The sequence below is a fragment of the Reyranella sp. genome (genome assembly GCF_965279465.1).
Lineage (GTDB): Bacteria > Pseudomonadota > Alphaproteobacteria > Reyranellales > Reyranellaceae > Reyranella.
Genome location: NZ_OZ257242.1, coordinates 1,729,245 through 1,748,187 on the forward strand (window position 1 = coordinate 1,729,245; position 18,943 = coordinate 1,748,187).

Here is an 18,943-nt window from a genome sequence, read left to right on the forward strand (position 1 = left end):
CGAGCGCAGCGAGGGATCTATGCCAACACCGGCCATAGATCCCTCACTTCGTTCGGGATGACACAGTGCGCCATGCAGTGGCATCGAGACCGCCTTTTTCGGGGCTTCGCTTAGAATGCTGCGGTTCGTCCTCCGGCGCTGCATCCTCGTCCTGCCGTCGCTCGCCGGCCTGCTGCTGATCACCTTCCTGCTGATCCATAGCGTGCCATCGGATCCCGCCGTGGCGATGGCGGGCGATGCCGGCACGCCGGAGCAGATCGCGCGGCTGCGTGCGCAGTACGGCCTCGACCGGCCGATCTGGGAGCAGTTCTTCGTCTACGTCGGCAAGGCCGTTACCTTCGACTTCGGCGAGAGCGTCTTCTCGCGGCGGCCGGTCGCGACCGACATCCTGCAACGCCTGCCGGCCACCCTGGAGCTCACCTTCGCGTCGCTCACGCTGTCGATCCTGCTCGGCGTGCCGCTCGGCGTGCTGTCTGCGCTGAACCACAACACCTGGCCGGACTATGTTCTGCGCGTTTTCTCGGTGCTGGGCATCGCCGTTGCCGCCTTCTGGTTCGCGATCATGCTGCAGCTCTTCTTCGCCATGGACCTCGGCTGGCTGCCGTTGCGCGGCGATCTCACCTCGACCATGACGCGGCCGCCGCGGGTCACCGGCTTCCTGTCGCTCGATGCGCTGCTCGCCGGGCGATGGGACGTCTACCTCGACCACCTGCGCCATCTCGTGCTGCCGGCGGTGACGTTGTCGCTGGGCGGCCTCGCCACCATTGTGCGCTTCACGCGCGCAGGCGTGCTCGATACGCTGCAGCAGGACTTCGTCTTCTACGAGCGCGCCATGGGCTATCGCTGGCTGCGCCTCGTCTGGGTCTTCATCCTGCGCAACTCGGTGACGGCAACAGTGACGCAGATCGGCCTTCTGTTCGGCGGCCTGATCGCCGGCGGCGTGGTGGTCGAAGCGATCTTCGACTGGCCGGGCATTGGGTCCTACACTGTGCAGGCCATCCTGACCGGCGACAAGCAGGTGATGCTGGCGGTGACCCTGCTGGTCGGCACCGTCTATGCGATCGTCAACATCCTGGTCGATGTCGTGCATGGCCTGCTCGATCCGCGCCTGATGGAGCAGGGGTGAGCGCGATCCTCCACAAGCTGTCGCGCGACGTTCCGGCGATGCTCGGGTTGGCGATTGTCCTGTTCGTGCTGATATTGGCGGTGTTCGGCCCGCTGATTGCACCCTATCCAGGCGACGCGTCCGCGTCCCATCTGCTGCGCCGGCTCAAGCCGCCGAGCGAAGCCTATCCCTTCGGCACCGACAATCTCGGCCGCGATATCTTCTCTCGCGTGATCCTGGGCGCCAGGGGCGCGCTCACGATCGCGCTCACCGTCGTCGGTGTGGCGATGCTGGTCGGCGTGCCGCTCGGCCTGCTCGCCGGCTATCGCGCCGGTTGGCTTTCCGAAACGATCATGCGGATCACCGACGTCGTGCTGGCGATTCCCCAGCTCGTGCTGGCGCTCGCGCTGGCGCAGCTCATGTCGCCGTCGATCGAGAGCGCCATGCTCGCCCTGTCGCTGACCTACTGGCCGTTCTTCACCCGCATCGTCTATGCCGAGACGCGGCGGCTCTCGTCAGCCGTCTTCGTCGATGCGTTGCGCGGAGTCGGCGCGAGCACGCCGCGTATCGTCTTCCTGCATATCCTGCCCAATGCGCTGTCGCCGGTGATCGTGCGCGCCACCATCGGGCTCGGCTTCACCATCCTGGTCGCGGCGGTGCTTGGCTTCCTCGGCATGGGCGCAACCCCGCCGGCACCCGATTGGGGCCTCGCCATCGCCGAGAGCCGCACCTACCTGCCGCGCGCCTGGTGGTACGCGACGTTCCCCGGCCTCGCGATCCTGATCACGGTCATGGGGTTCAATCTGCTGGGCGACGGCCTGCGCGACATCGTCGACCCCCGCATCCGGCGCTCGCGATGATTCCCGCGCTCCATGTCGACGGTCTGAAGGTTTCGATTCGCACTGACGAGGGCATTGCGCGCGTGCTCGACGATGTCAGCGTGACGCTCGAAAGCGGCCGCATCGTCGGCGTCGTCGGTGAATCGGGTTGCGGCAAGTCCACGCTGATCCGCGCGATCATGGGCATCCTGCCGAGAGGCGCCTCGGTCGATGCGGGGAAAGTCTGGTTCGAGGGCGAGAACCTGCTGGTCTTCTCCGAGAAGGAGCTGAACCAGCGCGTGCGGGCGAGCCGCATCGGGTTCATTCCGCAGGACCCGCTGCAGGCGCTCAATCCCGTCTTCAAGATCGGCACGCAGCTTCTCGAGGCGATGCGCTGGCACGCGCCGGGCACCCGGCGGGACCACATCGCACGCCTCGTCATGCTGCTCGGCCGCATGCAGGTGCCCGACCCGGCGAACGCACTGGAACGCTATCCGCACCAGTTCTCCGGCGGGCAGCGCCAGCGCCTGCTGATCGCGGCGGCCCTCGCCTGCGCGCCCGGCCTGGTGATCGCCGACGAGCCGACGACAGCGCTCGACGTCACGACGCAGCACCAGATTCTCCTGCTGCTGCGCGAGCTGGTCGCCGAGTTCGGCATTTCCCTCCTGTTCGTCACCCACGATTTCGGTGTCGTGGCCGAGCTGTGCGACGACCTCTGTGTCATCTATGCCGGCCAGACGGTCGAAGCCGGCACCGTACAGTCGATCCTCGAGGCGCCGTCCCACCCCTACACGCGCGCGCTGCTCGCCTGCCATCCCGACCGCGCAGACTCGTTTGTCGGCATTCCGGGCATGGTGCCGTCGCCCTTGGCGCGACCGGCCGGCTGCCTGTTCGCGCCGCGTTGCGGCGATGTGCGACCGATCTGTCGCGAAGCCACACCGGCACATGGCCGTGCGCGTTCAGGCGCCGCAGTGCGTTGCGTCCAATATTCATGAGAGAGCCGATCCTGTCCGTGCGCGACCTGTCGGTGCTGCTCGGCGGCCGACGCGGTTTTCTGCGCAAGACGGTGCTGCCGACAAAGGCGGTGAACGGCGTCAGCCTCGACTTGAACGAGGGCGAGATTCTCGCGCTTGTCGGCGAGTCGGGCTCGGGCAAAACGACGCTTGGGCGCACCATCCTCGGCCTGCAACGCGAGACCGCCGGCGACATCCTGCTCGACGGCAAGAGCGTCGCCGGCCTGCCGCCCGACGCCGCGCGTCGTGCCCGCAAGGCGATCCAGTATGTCCATCAGGATGCCGGCGCCGCGCTCGATCCGTGGTGGAACATCGGCCGCACGCTTGCCGAGGGACTCCTCATCCAGGGCGCGAAGGACGCGGCCGAGCGCATGGAGCGCGTTCGGGCGATGCTTTCGGCGGTCGGCCTCGATCCGGAATCGGCGCGGCGCTACCCGCACGAGTTCTCGGGCGGCCAGCTGCGTCGTGTCTCGCTCGCGCGCATCCTGCTATTGCAGCCGCGCGTCCTGATTCTCGACGAGCCGACGTCGGGCCTCGACATGTCGGTTCAGGCGACGGTGCTCAATCTACTGCTGGATTTGCGCAAACAATTTTCCCTCACTTACCTGTTCATTTCCCATGACCTGTCGGTGGTCGAGCGTCTCTCCGATCGCGTCGCCATCATGCATCTCGGAAAGATCGTCGAGATGGGAGCCGCGAAGGATGTCTTCGCGAAGCCGGCACATTCTTACACACGCGAACTGTTGAATGCAGCGCCGCGTCTGACCGGACGACGCACGTCCGATGGACTCCCTGCCGTGCAGACTGCCTCCGTCGGTGCAGCGCGTCGCGCCTAGGCGCGAGCCTTCATCGGAAAATGCGCGCACGTATCGGGTGGCATAGGAGTTGCTGCATCGCAGCGTATAACGATCACGTTGAGGTGCATGATGGAGATTGGCGTCTTCATTCCGATTGGGAACAACGGCTGGCTGATCTCGACGACGTCGCCTCAATACACGCCGAGCTTCGATCTCAACAAGGAGATCGTGCTGCGCGCCGAGAAATATGGCTTCGACTTCGCGCTGTCGATGATCAAGCTGCACGGCTTCGGCGGCCCATCGCGCTTCTGGGATGACAATCTCGAATCCTTCACTCTGATGGCGGGGCTCGCCTCGATCACCTCGCGCATCGAGCTGATGGCGACCGTCGCGGTGCTCACCTTGCCGCCGGCGCTGTGCGCGCGCATGGCGATGACCATCGATTCGATCAGCCACGGTCGCTTCGGGGTGAATCTCGTCACCGGTTGGCAGAAGGCGGAATACGACCAGATGGGCCTGTGGCCGGGCGAGGAGCACTACAAGCACCGCTACGACCTGCTCACCGAGTACGCGACGGTGATGCAGGAGCTGTGGGCGACCGGCCACTCCGACCTCAAGGGAAAATTCTACACCATGAACGATTGCCGCCTGGGCCCACTGCCCTCGCGGCAGATTCCCCTGATCTGCGCGGGGACCAGCGATCCCGGCATCTCCTTCGCCTCGAAATTCTGTGCCTACAATTTCTGCAGCGGCGCGGGGAAGATCAACGATCCAAACGACTGCGCAGAAACGGTGACGAAGCTGAAGGCGGCCTCCGCCGCAGCCGGCACCAACACCAAGGCGCTGGCGCTCACCATGATCATCGCCGACGAGACCGACGCAGCGGCGATGGCCAAGTGGGAGCACTATGTCGCCGGCACCGATCACGAGGCGGTCGAATGGAGCCGCGCCCAGGCGAGCGGCGACAAGAACGCGTCGGAGAATTCGACCGCCGGCCGCATCCAGCGCCGGACCGGTGTGCCGTTCGGCGGCTCGCGCCTGATCGGCTCCTACGCCACGGTCGCACGGCTGCTCGACGAGATGTCGGAGATCGAAGGGCTCGCGGGCGTGATGCTGACCTTCGACGACTTCGTGATCGGCATCGAGCAGTTCGGCCAGCGCATCCAGCCCCTGATGCGCAGCCGCCAGAACATCGCCTTGGCTGCCTGAAGTGGACACGCTGGCCCACACGGTGACGGGAGGCGAGGCGGCACTGCCGGCGATTGCCCGACCCCAGCTCGACCTCGAGCTACGCGGCATCCGCAAGCGATACGGCGACTTCATCGCTGTCGATGGCGTCTCGCTCAAGGTCGCGAAGGGCCAGTTCGTCTGCCTGCTCGGTCCCTCGGGCTGCGGCAAGACCACGAGCTTGCGTTGCATCGCCGGGCTCGAGGAGCCGGACGACGGCGACATCCTGATCGGCGGCAAGGAAGTCACGAAGGACCCGCCGTGGGAGCGGGACATCGCCATGATGTTCCAGGACTTCGCGCTGTTCCCGCACATGACGGTGGCGAAGAACGTCGCCTTCGGGCTGGAGATGCTGAAGAAGCCCAAGGCTGCGATCGCCGAGCGCGTGCAGCAGGTGCTGAAGTCGTTCGAGATCGCCGCGCTTGCCGACCGCAAACCGGGCAGCCTCTCGGGTGGCCAGCGGCAGCGGGTCGCGCTGGCCCGCGCCATGATCACCGAGCCGCGCATCCTGCTGCTCGACGAGCCGATCGGTGCGCTCGACTACTCGTTGCGCGAGACGGTGATGCTCGAGCTCAAGCTCCTGCAGCAGCGCACCGGCATCTCCTTCATCTGGGTGACGCACGACCAGAACGAGGCCTTCTCGCTCGGCGACCTCGTCGTAGTGATGAACCACGCCAAGATCGAGCAGCAGGGCGCGCCGGAGGAGATCCTGCAGCGACCGGCGACGGCCTTCGTCGCGAGCTTCGTGCAGGGCAACAACGTCTTCCACGGCAAGGTGGTTCAGTCGGCCGATGGCGTGCTCAAGGTCGATACGCCTTCGGGTAGCTTCCTTGTACCCGGCTCCGGGCAGATCGATTCGACCGTGTCGTTCTCGGTGCGGGCGGAGAACATCACCGACATGGTCGGCGACCGCCATCTGAACCGGCTGACGGCGCGCTGCACGGCAGTCGAGTATTTCGGCTCGGTTCGCCGGCACATCTTCGAGCGGCCGGACGGCGAAATCCTGAAATACGACCAGTTCGGTGCCCAGGCCGCGCGCATCGCCGCCGGGCAGGTGACGGAGCTCGGTTGGCGTCCCGAGGACGCGGTGCTCCATACGGGCGGCGCCGGATGAGCACGATCCGCGTCCGCTCCGCCGCCAGCTACTGGCTGGCTGTTCCGGCGGCGGCGTGGATGCTGGGCGTGGTGGTCGTGCCGATCGTGCTGCTCGGCTGGGTCTCCCTGTGGGGTGGGCGAAGCTTCTCGCCGGCAAGCCCGCTGACGCTCGACAACTACGCGAAGTTCTTCGCAAACAAGACCTATCTGCAGCTCGCGCTGTCGACCGTGACGCATACCGTGATGCTGATGGCCGTGACCGGTGTGGTCGGCTACGCCATCGCCTACTTCATGACCATGAAGGTCAAGCATCCGGCCTGGCGGCTGGTGCTGTTCCTGGCCTTCGTCGTGCCATTCTGGACCTCGACGCTGATCCGCGGCATCGCCTGGGTTCCGTTCCTCGGCGTCAATGGCGTGATCAACCAGGCGCTGATGTTCACCGGCGCCACGCGCTCGCCGGTCGAGGCCTTCCTTTATTCGCGCTTCGGCATCAGCCTGGCGCAGGTCTCGCTCTATACAATGATGGCGGCGGGTCCGGTCATCTACATGCTGAACAACATCGCGCCGCAATTGCGCGAGGCAGCAATGACGCTCAAGGCGCCGCCGCTCGTCGTGTTCTGGCGTATCGTCTTCCCGCTCACCCTGCCAGGCGTGGTGATCGGCCAGGTGCTGGTCTTCCTCAACGTCATGGCCGACTTCGCCACGGTGGCCACCGTCGGCGGTAACAAGCACGCGATGCTGCCCAACCTCGTGCTGCTGTTCTACGAAGGCTCGCAGCATCGCGCGGCGTCCGTCGTTGCCGTCCTGCTGATGGCCTGCATGCTGATTGGCGTGATCGCCGCCATGAAGGTGGTCGATATCCGCCGGCTCGGGACCGAGCGATGAAGCTCGACTGGAAGCTGCGGTCGAACCTCGTCGGCTGGGCGCTGGGCGTGATCACCGTGATTTTCCTCGCCTATCAGTGGCTGCCGATCCTGACCCTCGGCCTGCTGTCCTTCGCCGGCCCGACCGGCGGCACGACCTTTCCGATGAACGGCGTCTCCTTCCATTGGTACGAGGAGCTGTGGAAGGCGACGGTGATGAACGACTTCAAGCCGCCGCTGGTGCGCTCCTCGTTGCTCGCGGCGGCCTGCGCGCTCACCACCATCGTTCTCTCCGTGATGGCGGCGCAGGCGATGCGCGGCAAGTTCCTCGGCAACAGCGCTTTCTTCTACCTGATGCTGCTCGGCATCATGGCGCCCGGTATCCTGGTCGGCTTCGGCTTCGCCATCATGATGCGCCTGCTGGGCGTCGAGCTTGCCTGGAACACCACGACCTTCCTGGTTCATGTCTCGTGGACGCTGCCGTTTGGCTTTCTGACCATGCTCGCAGTGTTCAACCGCTTCGACTCGCGGATCGAGGAGGCGGCGTTGACCCTGGGCGCTTCGCGGATCACTACCTTCCGGCGCATCACCCTGCCACTGATCCTGCCCGGCGTGATCGGCGCCGGCCTGTTCGGCTTCTCGCTCAGCTACGACGAATATCCGCGCAGCATGTTCACCACCGGGCCGGACCAGACGCTGCCGCTTGCCGTGATGGGTCAGCTCGATCGGCAGCTCACGCCCGAGATCTACGCCATCGGCACCACCACGACCGTCTTTTCCCTGATCGCCGTGCTGTTCTGCACGTCGGCCCTGTGGGCGATGCGGCGATCGACCTCGTATCGAAAGACCTAAGGAGACAGAGGCCATGCTGATCAAACGCCGTTCGCTGCTCGCCGCGTCGGGAGCCGCTGCGCTCGCCGCTCCGTCGATCCTCACGCCCGCGTCAGCGCAGTCCAAGCAGATCTTCCTGGCGGGCGCGAGCTACGACATGCGCGACGCGATCCTGGGCGAGTTCGCCAAGCGCACCAGCGTCACGCCGCGGCCCTTCGTCAGCCCTTCGACCCAGGCCCGCGTCGACCGCATGCGCACCGCGCCAGTCGACTGCGTGCTGCTCGATGCGCCGTTCGCGGCATACGCCAACAGCGAGAAGCTGCTGCTTCCCATCGAGACGTCCAAGCTCAAGGGCTGGGACAAGATGCATCCGCTGCTCAAGGATGGCCAGGCCGCGCCTGGGGCGCCGCTCGGTCTCGGCGCCAATCCTGGTCGTATGATGTACCTGGATGACGCGAGGACGAAGATCTCGTTCATGCCTGCGTTCTTCCAGATGGATTCGATCGGCTACAACGCCGGCAAGATCCAGGCGGAGAACAACTCGCTGTCGTGGGGCGACCTGTTCAATCCGAAGTATCGCGGCAAGGTTGCGATGTACGGCATCGACTGGCTCGGCATGCTGAATGCCGCCATGGGCATGCAGGCGCTCGGCCTGTTCAAGCCGGTCGACATGAGCAGCATGACCGAAAAGGAGGTCGATACCGTCATCCTCTTCCTCAAGGACAAGAAGAAGGAGGGCCATTTCCGCGCCATGTGGAAGGCCTATGGCGAGCTGGTGAACCTGATGGCCTCGGAGGAGGTCTGGATCGCCGACGCCTGGTGGCCGGTCATCGTCGAGGTCTCGGGCAAGGGCATTCCCGTGCACTACGCCGTCGCCAAGGAGGGCTACCGCGCCTGGTGCAACGGTTACGGCATTGCCGCCAGTTCCAAGAATGTCGACCTTGGATACGAGTGGCTGAACTACTGGATGGACGGCTATCCGGGCGCGCAGCAGTCGAAGATCGGCTATTTCTCGACCTCCGCCGGCTACGACAAGTACCTCGAGCCCGAGCTGATCAAGCAAGTCTATGGCGGTGTCGGCCGCGACGGTGGCTCGCTCGAGGAGCGCGCCAAGCGCGTCTATGTCTGGAATACCCGGCCGAAGAATCTGGAGTACTATACGGAGAAGTGGAATGAATTCCTGGCGGCCTGATCTCTGAGCCGCCTGATCGGGGGCCGTATGGATCTTGGGCTTAAGGGCAAGAAAGCTGTCGTCACCGGCGGCAGCAAGGGTATCGGCCGCGCGATCGCCGATACATTCGCCAGCGAGGGCGCCGATGTGGCGCTCTGCGCGCGTAACGCGGTCGAGGTCGAGGCGACCGTCGCGGCGTTGAAGGCAAAGGGCGTCAAGGCGTTCGGTCGCGCGCTCGATGTCGCCGACGCCGATGCCTTGAAGAGCTGGATTGCCGGCGCTGGCAGCGAGCTGGGCGGCATCGACGCACTCGTCTGCAATGTGAGCGCGCTCGCAGTGGGCGATTCGGCCGAAACCTGGGAGAAGTCGTTCAAGACCGACATGATGCACACGGTGAACGCCGTGGCCGCCGCCGTGCCGTTTCTCGAAGAGTCGTCGAGCGCCTCGATCGTGCTCATCTCCAGCGTCTCGGGCTTCGAGGTCGATTTCGCAGCGGGCTCCTACGGCGCGATGAAAGCGGCGTTGATCCACTACGCCAAGGGCCTCAGCCGCCAGCTTGTCGGCAAGGGCATCCGCGTGAACTGCGTGTCGCCCGGCAACACCTATTTCGACGGCGGCATCTGGCAGAACATCGAGAAGAACATGCCCGACCTCTTCGCCTCGACCGTGAAGGTCAATCCGACCGGCAAGTTCGGCACGGCGGAAGAGGTGGCCAACGGCGTGATCTTCCTCTCCAGCCCGGTGGCGAGTCGCATCTCGGGCACCAACCTCGTGATCGATGGCGCCCTCACGGTTGCCGTGTAGGAGCATCTCCCATGCATAGCCATCCCAAACATACGATCCATCGGGATCACTTCCATCACGGTTGGAACAACGCCTTCCCGCCGGTCCTGAAGATCGCGCCGGGTGAGACCATCCATTTCGAGACCAAGGACGCCTCGTCGGGCCAGCTTTCTAAGACCTCGACCGCGGGCGATGTCACCAAGCTCGATCTGGGTCGCGTCAACCCGGTGACCGGGCCGGTCTTCATCGACGGCGCCAAGCCGGGCGACGCGGTCAAGGTGACGGTGCTGAACTTCAAGCCGTCGGGCTGGGGCTGGACGGCCAACATCCCGGGCTTCGGGCTGCTCGCCGACCAGTTCCCGGACGCCAAGATCCATCACTGGAACTACGACCCCGGCCTCACGCCCGCGATGTACGGGCCGGGCGGGCGTGTGCCGCTGCGCCCGTTCCCCGGCACGATTGGCCTCGCGCCGGCCGCTCCGGGCCTGCACAGCATCGTCCCGCCGCGCAATGTCGGCGGCAACATGGACGTGCGCGACATCGTCGAGGGCGTCGAGCTCTACCTGCCGGTCGAGGTCGACGGCGCGCTGTTCTCGGTCGGCGACACCCATGCCGCGCAGGGCGATGGCGAGGTCTGCGGCACGGCGATCGAAAGTCCGATCGACGTGGCGCTGAAGCTCGAGCTGGTGAAGGGCGCCAACCTCAAGATGCCGCGCTACACCACGCCCGGGCCCATCACGGATCACTTCGACAAGAAGGGCTACGAGGTCACCACCGGCATCGGCCCCGACCTGATGACCGGCGCGCGCACGGCCGTATCGGAGATGATCGACCTGCTCGGCAGGCGCTACGGCTACTCGGCGATCGATGCCTACATGCTGTGCAGCGTTTGCGCCGACCTGCGCATCAGCTCGATCGTCGATGTGCCGAACTGGGTGGTCTCGTTCTACTTCCCGCGGATCGTGCTGGAATAGAAGCGCTTATTCTCAAAGCTTTCCTCCCCTTCGCGGACTCCCCGAAGGGGAGGTGTCGCGGTAATCCGCGACGGAGGGGTCGGAAGGCAAGGCCGTGTGCAATGCCTCCTCCGTCAGCGTAAGACGCTGACACCTCCCCCGCGAGCGGGCTATCGTATTCACACATCGTAGTTGCGCGGGAGGCAGAACGTCGATTCCCTGAAGCCGTTTTGGCGATGGGAGAAGTCGATGTCTGTTGTGGAGTACGGACTGGGGCGGTTTGGCGACCGCCGCCTGGAAAAAGGGGGGCCTGCCTGCACGCGGCTCTGGTTGGCGATCCTGGGTCTTGCATCCGTCGGCTTGGCGGCACGCGGGCCCGTGAGATTCAGTTCACCCGCTTTCTGCGCAACCGGTCGGTGACGGCCGGGGCGATGTCGCGGCACGCCGGTGCGCTGACGGCGCAGCGCGTCGCAGGGCGCGATGTTGTCGCGATCCAGGATACCAGCGAACTGGTGCTGGGCGGCCGTCGGGCCCGGCAGGCGGGCTATGGCGCGGTCGGCAAGGGCGGTGTGCTGAGCGGTTTGCTGCTTCATCCGGTGCTGGCAGTGGAAGCGGGGAGCGGCGGACTGCTCGGCCTGGTGTCGATGCAGGTGTGGAACCGCGGCCGGGCCGAGTTGGCGCCGCGGCGCCGACGGACGACGGCGGCCAAGGAGTCGCGTCGCTGGATCGAGGGAGCGCAGCAGGCCGGCGAGGTTCTGGCCGAGGCGCGCTGCATCACGGTGGTATCGGACCGCGAGAGCGACTTTTACGAGCTGTTCGCGCGCCGGCCGGCGAACGTGCATCTGATCGTGCGCGCCTGCCAGAACCGGCGGATCGAACGGCTGACCGAAGAGCCGGCGGACGGCTTGCTGTTCGGGATGATTGACGGCCAACCCGAGCAGGGCCGCTTCGCCACGACCATCCCGGCCGCCCCCGGACGAGCAAAGCGTCACGCTGAACTGGCCCTGCGCTTTGCGCCGGTGGCTCTGCGCCGGCCATTGCATGGCGCCGATCCGGCATTGCCTGCGACAGTCGGCCTGACGCTGGTCGATGTCCGCGAGATCTCGACACCGCCCGACGGCAAGCCGATACATTGGCGACTGCTGACGACCCATCCGGTCGCAGAGTGCGGCCAGGTACGGCGCGTCATTGACCTGTATCGCCAGCGCTGGACCATCGAGGAGTTCTTCCGCACCCTCAAGACCGCTGGCTTCGACATCGAAGACGCCGACATCGGCGAGCCGCAGGCCATGATCAACTTCGTCGCCGCCGCCACGATTGCCTCCGTAACAATCAAGCAACTCGTGCAGGCCCGCGACGGCAACACCGATCGACAGCTTGGCGATGCCTTCGATCCCGACGACCGGCCCATCCTCGAGGCCGTCTCGGCAAGGCTCGAAGGCAAGACTGCGCGCCAACGCAATCCCCATCCCACAGGCAGCTTGGCCTTCGCTGCTTGGGTCATCGCCCGCCTCGGCGGCTGGACCGGCTACTACGGTAAGCCCGGGCCAAAGCTCATGCGCATCGGTCTCGCAAAGTTCAACGACATCAAATACGGCACCACCCTCGGGCTTCGAAATGTGTGAATCCAACAGCGCGAGCGGGGGAGGCAAAGCTTCAGACGCCTCAGGCTGCGACTTTGAGCCGATCCGCGCGGGTCTTCATCAGCGGCTGGATGCGCTGGCCGAACTGGTCCATGCCGATCAGGAAGTCGTCGAAGGTCAACATGATGCCCTTGGTCGCGGGCACCGTGGCGCACTCGTCGAGCAGCTTCGCCACCGTGGCGTAGGAGCCGACCAAGGTTCCCATGTTGAAGTTGATCGCGCCCTCGGGGGCGGAGATCCGCTTTGCCGTGCCGTCGTCGGCAGCGTTGGGATCGGCATTCGCCTCGCCCGTCAACCAGGAAAGCGCGCCCATGTCGGCACCCTCGTTATAGAGCTTCCATTTGGCCATCGCCGCCTCGTCGGTCTCGTCGGCAATCACCATCATCAGCACGTAGTTGCCGACGTCGCGACCGGTCTTCTTCGCGGCTTCGAGCATGGCGAGGTTGGTTGGCGTGTGGGCGGTCGGGGTGTTGACGCCCTTGCCGAGAACGAAGTTGTAGTTGCCGTAGGTCGCGCCGAACTCCATGCCGCGCGGGCTCTGGCCGGCGCAGACGATCTTCATGTCGGCCTGCGGACGCGGGCTGAGCTTGCAGTCCTCCATCTTGAAGTACTCGCCCTTGAAGTCGGACGAGCCCTTCTCCCACAGTTCGCGCAGGACCGTGGCATACTCGGTGCTGTAGTCGTAGCGCTTGGCGAAGTGAGACTCGCCCGGCCACAGTCCCATCTGCTCGTACTCCATCTTGGCCCAGCCGGAGACGATGTTGATGCCGAAGCGGCCGTTCGAGATCGAATCGATGGTCGACGCCATGCGCGCCACGATCGCCGGCGGAATCGTCAGCACCGCGACCGAGGCATAGAGCTGGATGTTCTTGGTGACGGCGGCGAGGCCGGCCATCAGCGTGAAGGATTCCAGATTGTGGTCCCAGAACTCGCTCTGCCCGCCGAAACCGCGCAACTTGATCATCGACAGCGCGAAATCGAGCCCGTAATGCTCGGCCTTCAGCACGATCTGCTTGTTGAGCTCGAAGGTCGGCATGTATTGCGGTGACGTCGTGGAGATCAGCCATCCATTGTTGCCGATCGGAATGAACACACCGATATCCATGACACTCTCCTACACAGCGGGAACGTGTGAATTAAGCAAGCACCATGCCAATTCAGTCCAGGGAAGCATACGATGAAGGCAGTCGTCATCCATGACAAAGGCGGTCCCGACCAGCTCGTGCTGGCCGACATGCCCGATCCCGTGCCGGGTCCGGGCGAGGTGGTGATCGACACAGCCTATGCCGGCTGCAACTGGGCCGACACGCAGGTCCGCCAGGGCATCTACCCGCATCCCATGGTCTATCCGCTGGTCATGGGCTTCGAGGTTTCGGGCACCGTGTCGAAGCTCGGCCCGGGCGTCACCAACGTGAAGGTCGGCGACCGGGTCGCGACCTTTCCGGAGAAGGGCGGCGGCTATGCCGAGAAATGTGTGGCGGGTGCCGCCGGCCTGATCAAGCTGCCGGACGATGTACCGCTCGATGTCGGCGCCGCCTTCCCGATCACGGCGCTGACCGCCTATCACATGCTCCACACCATCCACGGCCGGCTGAAGCCCGGCAGCACGGTGCTGGTGAGCGCGATCGGCGGCGGTGTCGGCCTCGCCGTCACCCAGCTCGCGGTGCATGCGGGCGTCAAGGTGATCGGCACGACCGGAACTGCCGGCAAGGAGAGGCGGCCGCTCGACTACGGCGCCTCGCGGGTGATCAACTACGCGACCGAGGATTTCGAGAAGGCGGTGCTCGACTTCACCGGCGGCAAGGGCGTCGATCTCGCGATCGATTCCTACGGCGCCTCGATGCTCGACCGCGTGTTCGGCGTGGTCCGCCCGCTCGGCCACATCATCAGCATCGGCGAGGCCGAGGGCCAGCCGTTCAAGAATATCCGCGAGCGCATCCTGCCGCGCTCGCAGACCTTCACCCGCCTGCATCTCGGCCATGTCGACCAGCGCTCGCCTGAATGGGAGGCCGGCGTCGCACATTGCCTGAAAGGCTTGTCGGAAGGTTGGCTCAAGGTGCCGATCGAGGGCGTATTCCCGCTGGCGCAGGCGGCCGAGATGCACCGCCGTCTCGAAGGCCGCCAGGTTGCCGGCAAGCTGCTGCTGAAGACGACCTGATCAGCGCCGCCGCAGGGCGACGACGAGAGCAAGGGTCGCGGCCAGTCCCAGACTCGCCATCACGAATACGGCGCCGCGCGGCCCGAGCTCGCGGGCGATCGTGCCGGCGAGCAGCACGCCGAGCGGGCCGGTGCCGATGCCGACCGTGACGATTCCCATCAACCGCGAGCGCATCTCGATTGGCGCCTCGGTCAGCATCAGCGTCGTCTGCATGTTGCTGAAGCCCGCCGTGCCGAAGCCGCCGATGATCAGGACGGCGAGGGCGAGCCAGTAGGACGACGAGAGCGCGACCACGAGCAGCATCACCATGAACAGCGATGAGCCGCCGGCGAACAGCAGCCGGCGGTCCATGCGCAGCACGCCGGCCGCGATGAGTGCGCCGCCAAGCAGGGCACCAAGCGGCTCCGCGGCCGCCAGCAGGCCGACCAGGCCGGGCGAGACGTGGAACTCGGCGAGCCCAAGCGGCGCCACCAGTCCCTGGTAGGAGAAGGCGAAGGCGTTGGTCACGATCGTGACGCCGAACACCAGCAGGATCAGCGGCTTGGTGCGGGCAAAGCGCAACCCCTCGGCGATGTCGGCCGGAATGCGCCCCAGAGCCAGGCGGCGCGTGATCTGTCGATGGGTGAGGCCCGCCAGGGCGAAGGCGCAGGCGAATTGCACCAGAGCCGATACCGTGTAGGCGCCCTTCATGCCCAGCCATTCGAAGGCGAAGCCGCCGAGCAGCGGGCCGATCATGCGGGTCGCGGCGCCGGTCGCCGAATCGAGCGCGATTGCCGGTATGATGCGATGGGGCCCGGCCGCCTCGCCGACCATGCGGCGGCGGGTCGACATCTCGGTCGCCCACATTGTGCCGGCCACCAGGTTGCCCAACGCGATGTGCCACAAGGCCAGGTGCCCGATAGTCGCGAGCGTCGCCAGCACGGTCGAAACGGCGGCCGGAACGAGCAGGGCCAACATGACGATCAGCTTGCGATCGACCGCTTCGGACACCGCGCCGGCGAAGGCCCCGAACACGAGTTGCGGCAACTGCCGTGCAGCCACCACGCCGGTCACCGCCAGCGCCGATCCCGTGACCTCGAAGGCGAACAGGCTGGAGGCGAGCAGCTCGAGCCAGCGCATCGCATTGGCGAAGCCGCCGACCAGCCACAGTCGCAGGAAGTCCGGCTTGCGCAGCAACTCTCGCACCGCGGGCTGCCGTTCCGTCGGTGCGTCCTCCGGCGAATTCATTGGGTCGCACGCTATCGCCGCAGATATGCTGCAGCCAAGAAGAATTCAGGAGGAAATCGATGAAGCGCCGTCATTTGATGCTTGGCAGCCTTGCTGCCGCGACACCGCTGAAGGCGGCGCGCGCGCAGGCAGCGTGGCCCGCCAAGCCGGTGCGCTTCATCGTGCCCTTCGCGCCGGGCGGCGGCACCGACGGCGTCAGCCGGCTGATCTGCGACCAGCTCAGCAAGACGTTTGGGCAGTCCTTCGTGGTCGACAACAAGGGCGGTGCCGGCGGCAACATCGGCACGGTCGAGATCGCCCGCGCCGCGCCCGACGGCTACACGCTGGGCCTCATTTCGGTGGCGAGCCACACCATCAATCCGCAGCTCTACAGCAGGCTGCCCTACGATCCGGACAAGGACATCATCGCGGTGTCGCGGCTGGCGCTGCTGGTGAACCTGCTCGGCGTCACTGCCAACTTGCCGGCCAACACCGTCGCGGAGCTGATTGCACTCTGCAAGAAGGCGCCGGGCAAATATTCCTTCGCCTCGTCGGGTCCCGGCTCCTCGCTGCATCTGAGCGGCGAGCTGTTCAAGGTGATGGCGGGCGTCGACATCATCCACGTGCCCTATAAGGGCGCGGGCGCCGCCTACGGCGACCTGATCGCCGGCACGGTCAACATGATGTTTGCCAACATGCCCTCGATGCTGCCGCAGGTGCGCGGCGGCAAGGTGAAGGGCCTGGGCGTCACCTCAGCCGAGCGCTCTGCCGCCGCGCCCGACATTCCGGCGATCGCCGAGACGCTGCCGGGCTATGTCGCGACATCATGGTACGGGCTTGGCGCGCCGGCCGGCACGCCCGAGCCGATCATCGCGAAACTCGAGGCCGCAATCGGCGAGGCGCTGGCCAATCCGGAGATCCAGAAGCGCTGGAAGGACGATCTCGGCCTCGACCTGCCGCCCGCCGGCCGCGCTGGCTTCGCCGAGTTCCTCGCCGCCGACCGCAAGGCGTGGGAGCCGGCCCTGAAGGCGTCGGGGGTGAAGCTCGACTGACGATTGATCCAGCGCAAAGCCGGCGGCCGTGCCGGGCCATAGGTTTCCTTCACCAACCGATCCGAGGAACCATGGTCGACAGCCTGGCCGACGGCAGCCTCTTTGCCGAACTGCAGATCAGCACCTGGCCGCCGGCGGTCACGCAGACTCTTCTGCGCAAGAGCGACGGTCAGCGTACGTTGGTGGTCCGCGGCAAGCCGTCCGGCCGCCTGCGGGTCGCGCTCGAGCGCGAGGGCTATCAGCCGATCGTGGTGCGTACGGTGCACCTGCGCCTGCGCGCGCCTACCATTCTCAAGGTCAACGTGACCTGGCGCGGCACGGACATGGTCGTCGCGGCGTCGGGACAGGTGATCGGCAGCAGCCGTGAATTCGATCCGCAGGGCGTCGTGGCGCCAGCCGAGGTCGAGCAGACGGCGGCGCCGATCGATCACGTCGACAATGCCCGCGCCCGCGATCTGCGGGGTCGGCAGATCGCCGCGCTGTTCTCCGACCGCGGCGGCGCGACCGAAGCGCTGGCGGCACGCTGGCTGGGCGATCTCGGTCAGGCGGCCAACGTCCTGGCCGATCTCGCCACCCTGGTGCGGCAGGGACGGCAGCATCACCTGCCGGGCCTGGTGCGCGGCATCCGCCAGATGGTGATGGGCGACGATCGCGATCCGGCGCTGCTGCAGTTCTGTGCCGCCCTGATCGATGCTCCGCTGCTCCTCTACGTGCCCGCTGCGCCCGCGAAGCCCGAACAGCCGGCGCAGCTCCTGGCCGCGGCCTTCGACGTCGCCTCGGCGCGCGACGCGGCTCACGAGCTGGCGATGGATCTCGACGTCTGGCTACGCCATGACGTGCCCTGGCTGAACGGCGCCAGCCTGCCGCTCGGCTGGCTACTGAAGCAAACCGAGGATGCCCTGTCGCAAGCCCACCTGACGCAAGGCTCATCCGTTGTCGGCGCGGACATGCTTCAGGCGGCGGTCGCACCGCTTTGCGAGGTTGCCGGATGCCTGTGCCTGCTTGCCGCCCAGATCCACCGCGCCGGCCTCACAGTGCCAGACGAACCGCAGACAGAAGCAGCAGCGCAGTAAGCGAGACCGCCAGGCTGCCCAGCGCGATCGCACGCAGCGCGCCGAGTGGCGGCAGCCCTGCCATATGGGCGGCGATCCAGAAAAAAGGGTCGTTGACGTGGCAGATCGCGATCGAGCCCGCGCCGACCGAGGCGGCTGCGAGCGCACGGCCGGTGGCGCTGTCGAGCCCGAGTGCCGGCAGCATTGGCTCGATCATGCCCGAGGCGGTCAGCACCGCGCTCAACGAATTGCCCTGCATCGTCTTGACGATCGCCGCCGCGAGGAACGGCGCCAGCAGGCCCAGGCGCGCATCGAGCGCGCGCTCTGCCAGCAGTTCCGCCATGCCGGTCTCGTCGAGCACGCGCCCGAAGCCGCCGGCGGCACCGACCGTCAGCAGCAGGGGCGCCCAACGCGTGTCGGCCAGCACCGCGGGCTGCCAGCGGCGCGAGAGCACCAGCGCCAGCGCGATCGCCAGCACGGCGAGGATCAACGGCCGGCTGATGCCGGTATAGAACTCGCGCGCGCCGCCTCTGCCGAGCGGCTCGCTCGGCATCTGGGCAATCGACTGGAGGACGAGCAGCGCGAGCGGGATCGCGATCGCCAGCCACGTGACCGGCAGCGCGCCACGGGTCGGATCGCCGCGGGTGACCAGCAGCCAGATGAGGACGGCGACGATGGCAGCAACGGGAATGGCGACGAAGGCCATCGTCCTCAAATCTGCTTTGGTGACCGAGGCGGCCGCGACGGCGAGCGGTGAAGGCACCACGAGCGCGTGAACGATGAGCAACGTCATCGCCAGCCCGATGGCGCGGCGCGGGGCTCCGTTGCCTGCCGGCTGCAGCAGCGCGAGCCCGCCGGCCGCCGTCCCGCCCAGTCCGGCCACGACGCCGGCCGCGCCCGCCATCGGTCCGCGCAAGGGCTGGCTGATGGCGAGCATTCCCGCCAGCGCACCCGCCATGACGAGCAGGCCGGTCTGTTCGAGCGTCGCGGCGAAGCCCAGGCCGAAGGCCTTGCCGATCGACTGGAAGGTCATGTCCGCGGCGATGCCGTAGCCCGCCACTATCGTCATCAATGCGAGGAACACAGGCAGTCCGAAGCGCTGGATGAGAATCACGAGGACGACGACGGCAACCGGCAACAGGAAGGCGGCGAGAATCATGCGGCCCGACAATATGC

General features: G+C 66.3%; 18 protein-coding genes. 15 read left to right on the forward strand and 3 right to left on the reverse strand.

Translation table 11 applies throughout. The annotated features are described in order from the left end of the window. The first annotated feature begins 115 nt into the window (after positions 1 to 115). The 12 genes from ACQY8M_RS08455 (at position 116) to ACQY8M_RS08510 (ending at position 12,281) form a co-directional block, all read left to right on the forward strand. Positions 116 to 1,126 carry an ABC transporter permease gene (locus ACQY8M_RS08455; RefSeq protein ID WP_428670799.1) on the forward strand — a complete coding sequence of 337 codons (1,011 nt, stop codon included), beginning with the start codon at positions 116 to 118 and terminating at the stop codon, positions 1,124 to 1,126. Continuing rightward, a complete protein-coding gene (locus ACQY8M_RS08460; RefSeq protein WP_428670801.1) occupies positions 1,123 to 1,965 on the forward strand; it encodes an ABC transporter permease in 843 nt (280 codons plus the stop codon). Before ACQY8M_RS08455 ends, ACQY8M_RS08460 begins: the two co-directional genes overlap by 4 nt. Next, a complete protein-coding gene (locus ACQY8M_RS08465) occupies positions 1,962 to 2,918 on the forward strand; it encodes an ABC transporter ATP-binding protein (protein WP_428670803.1) in 957 nt (318 codons plus the stop codon). The genes ACQY8M_RS08460 and ACQY8M_RS08465 overlap by 4 nt, the downstream gene beginning before the upstream one ends. 32 nt (positions 2,919 to 2,950) lie before the next feature. Continuing rightward, entirely contained in the window at positions 2,951 to 3,772 is an 822-nt protein-coding gene (locus tag ACQY8M_RS08470) for an ATP-binding cassette domain-containing protein (protein ID WP_428670805.1), read from the forward strand. Between the two features lie 90 nt (positions 3,773 to 3,862). Beyond that, positions 3,863 to 4,942 (forward strand): pyrimidine utilization protein A, encoded by a 1,080-nt coding sequence (rutA, locus tag ACQY8M_RS08475; protein ID WP_428675338.1) that lies wholly within the window; start codon positions 3,863 to 3,865, stop codon positions 4,940 to 4,942. Between the two features lies 1 nt (position 4,943). Further along, the gene (locus ACQY8M_RS08480) at positions 4,944 to 6,074 is read left to right on the forward strand and encodes an ABC transporter ATP-binding protein (protein ID WP_428670807.1); all 1,131 of its coding nucleotides are present in this window, start codon (positions 4,944 to 4,946) and stop codon (positions 6,072 to 6,074) included. After that, complete coding sequence (locus ACQY8M_RS08485) at positions 6,071 to 6,940, forward strand: ABC transporter permease (protein WP_428670809.1); 870 nt, start codon at positions 6,071 to 6,073, stop codon at positions 6,938 to 6,940. The genes ACQY8M_RS08480 and ACQY8M_RS08485 overlap by 4 nt, the downstream gene beginning before the upstream one ends. Beyond that, positions 6,937 to 7,770 (forward strand): ABC transporter permease, encoded by an 834-nt coding sequence (locus ACQY8M_RS08490; protein ID WP_428670811.1) that lies wholly within the window; start codon positions 6,937 to 6,939, stop codon positions 7,768 to 7,770. The genes ACQY8M_RS08485 and ACQY8M_RS08490 overlap by 4 nt, the downstream gene beginning before the upstream one ends. 13 nt (positions 7,771 to 7,783) lie before the next feature. Beyond that, positions 7,784 to 8,941 carry an ABC transporter substrate-binding protein gene (locus ACQY8M_RS08495; protein ID WP_428670813.1) on the forward strand — a complete coding sequence of 386 codons (1,158 nt, stop codon included), beginning with the start codon at positions 7,784 to 7,786 and terminating at the stop codon, positions 8,939 to 8,941. Between the two features lie 27 nt (positions 8,942 to 8,968). Further along, positions 8,969 to 9,724 carry an SDR family NAD(P)-dependent oxidoreductase gene (locus ACQY8M_RS08500; protein WP_428670815.1) on the forward strand — a complete coding sequence of 252 codons (756 nt, stop codon included), beginning with the start codon at positions 8,969 to 8,971 and terminating at the stop codon, positions 9,722 to 9,724. Positions 9,725 to 9,735: 11 nt separating this feature from the next. Then, entirely contained in the window at positions 9,736 to 10,677 is a 942-nt protein-coding gene (locus ACQY8M_RS08505; protein ID WP_428670817.1) for an acetamidase/formamidase family protein, read from the forward strand. A 410-nt stretch (positions 10,678 to 11,087) separates the two neighbouring features. Next, on the forward strand, positions 11,088 to 12,281 hold the full coding sequence (locus ACQY8M_RS08510; protein ID WP_428659174.1) for an IS4 family transposase: 1,194 nt from the start codon (positions 11,088 to 11,090) through the stop codon (positions 12,279 to 12,281). Between the two features lie 40 nt (positions 12,282 to 12,321). Here the strand turns inward: ACQY8M_RS08510 and rutA (ACQY8M_RS08515) are convergent, their stop codons facing one another. Further along, positions 12,322 to 13,404, reverse strand: a complete 1,083-nt coding sequence (rutA, locus tag ACQY8M_RS08515) for a pyrimidine utilization protein A (protein WP_428670819.1) — start codon at positions 13,402 to 13,404, stop codon at positions 12,322 to 12,324. 72 nt (positions 13,405 to 13,476) lie between these two features. On the opposite strand from rutA (ACQY8M_RS08515), the gene ACQY8M_RS08520 reads away from it, so the two are divergent. Continuing rightward, on the forward strand, positions 13,477 to 14,457 hold the full coding sequence (locus tag ACQY8M_RS08520; RefSeq protein ID WP_428670821.1) for a quinone oxidoreductase family protein: 981 nt from the start codon (positions 13,477 to 13,479) through the stop codon (positions 14,455 to 14,457). On the opposite strand, the gene ACQY8M_RS08525 is transcribed toward ACQY8M_RS08520, so the two are convergent. Continuing rightward, positions 14,458 to 15,684, reverse strand: a complete 1,227-nt coding sequence (locus tag ACQY8M_RS08525; RefSeq protein WP_428670823.1) for an MFS transporter — start codon at positions 15,682 to 15,684, stop codon at positions 14,458 to 14,460. Between the two features lie 59 nt (positions 15,685 to 15,743). Here ACQY8M_RS08525 and ACQY8M_RS08530 point away from each other — a divergent pair, with 59 nt between their 5' ends. Together ACQY8M_RS08530 and ACQY8M_RS08535 are read left to right on the forward strand one after the other, a co-directional pair. Then, positions 15,744 to 16,715 carry a Bug family tripartite tricarboxylate transporter substrate binding protein gene (locus ACQY8M_RS08530; protein ID WP_428670825.1) on the forward strand — a complete coding sequence of 324 codons (972 nt, stop codon included), beginning with the start codon at positions 15,744 to 15,746 and terminating at the stop codon, positions 16,713 to 16,715. A 71-nt stretch (positions 16,716 to 16,786) separates the two neighbouring features. Further along, positions 16,787 to 17,788, forward strand: coding sequence for a hypothetical protein (locus ACQY8M_RS08535; RefSeq protein WP_428670827.1), 1,002 nt, complete (start codon positions 16,787 to 16,789; stop codon positions 17,786 to 17,788). Here ACQY8M_RS08535 and ACQY8M_RS08540 read toward each other — a convergent pair. Next, the gene (locus ACQY8M_RS08540; protein WP_428670829.1) at positions 17,745 to 18,926 is read right to left on the reverse strand and encodes a hypothetical protein; all 1,182 of its coding nucleotides are present in this window, start codon (positions 18,924 to 18,926) and stop codon (positions 17,745 to 17,747) included. The genes ACQY8M_RS08535 and ACQY8M_RS08540 overlap by 44 nt on opposite strands. Between the last annotated feature and the right edge of the window lie 17 nt (positions 18,927 to 18,943).

Bases quoted from the DNA above. Each gene is read 5' to 3' on its own strand.
- ACQY8M_RS08505 (WP_428670817.1), top strand. From the start codon at position 9,736: ATGCATAGCCATCCCAAACATACGATCCATCGGGATCACTTCCATCAC.
- ACQY8M_RS08495 (WP_428670813.1), top strand. From the start codon at position 7,784: ATGCTGATCAAACGCCGTTCGCTGCTCGCCGCGTCGGGAGCCGCTGCG.
- ACQY8M_RS08540 (WP_428670829.1), bottom strand. From the start codon at position 18,926: ATGATTCTCGCCGCCTTCCTGTTGCCGGTTGCCGTCGTCGTCCTCGTG.
- ACQY8M_RS08530 (WP_428670825.1), top strand. From the start codon at position 15,744: ATGAAGCGCCGTCATTTGATGCTTGGCAGCCTTGCTGCCGCGACACCG.
- ACQY8M_RS08490 (WP_428670811.1), top strand. From the start codon at position 6,937: ATGAAGCTCGACTGGAAGCTGCGGTCGAACCTCGTCGGCTGGGCGCTG.
- rutA (WP_428670819.1), bottom strand. From the start codon at position 13,404: ATGGATATCGGTGTGTTCATTCCGATCGGCAACAATGGATGGCTGATC.
- ACQY8M_RS08455 (WP_428670799.1), top strand. From the start codon at position 116: ATGCTGCGGTTCGTCCTCCGGCGCTGCATCCTCGTCCTGCCGTCGCTC.
- ACQY8M_RS08510 (WP_428659174.1), top strand. From the start codon at position 11,088: ATGTCGCGGCACGCCGGTGCGCTGACGGCGCAGCGCGTCGCAGGGCGC.
- ACQY8M_RS08500 (WP_428670815.1), top strand. From the start codon at position 8,969: ATGGATCTTGGGCTTAAGGGCAAGAAAGCTGTCGTCACCGGCGGCAGC.
- ACQY8M_RS08465 (WP_428670803.1), top strand. From the start codon at position 1,962: ATGATTCCCGCGCTCCATGTCGACGGTCTGAAGGTTTCGATTCGCACT.
- ACQY8M_RS08535 (WP_428670827.1), top strand. From the start codon at position 16,787: ATGGTCGACAGCCTGGCCGACGGCAGCCTCTTTGCCGAACTGCAGATC.
- rutA (WP_428675338.1), top strand. From the start codon at position 3,863: ATGGAGATTGGCGTCTTCATTCCGATTGGGAACAACGGCTGGCTGATC.
- ACQY8M_RS08525 (WP_428670823.1), bottom strand. From the start codon at position 15,684: ATGAATTCGCCGGAGGACGCACCGACGGAACGGCAGCCCGCGGTGCGA.
- ACQY8M_RS08485 (WP_428670809.1), top strand. From the start codon at position 6,071: ATGAGCACGATCCGCGTCCGCTCCGCCGCCAGCTACTGGCTGGCTGTT.
- ACQY8M_RS08520 (WP_428670821.1), top strand. From the start codon at position 13,477: ATGAAGGCAGTCGTCATCCATGACAAAGGCGGTCCCGACCAGCTCGTG.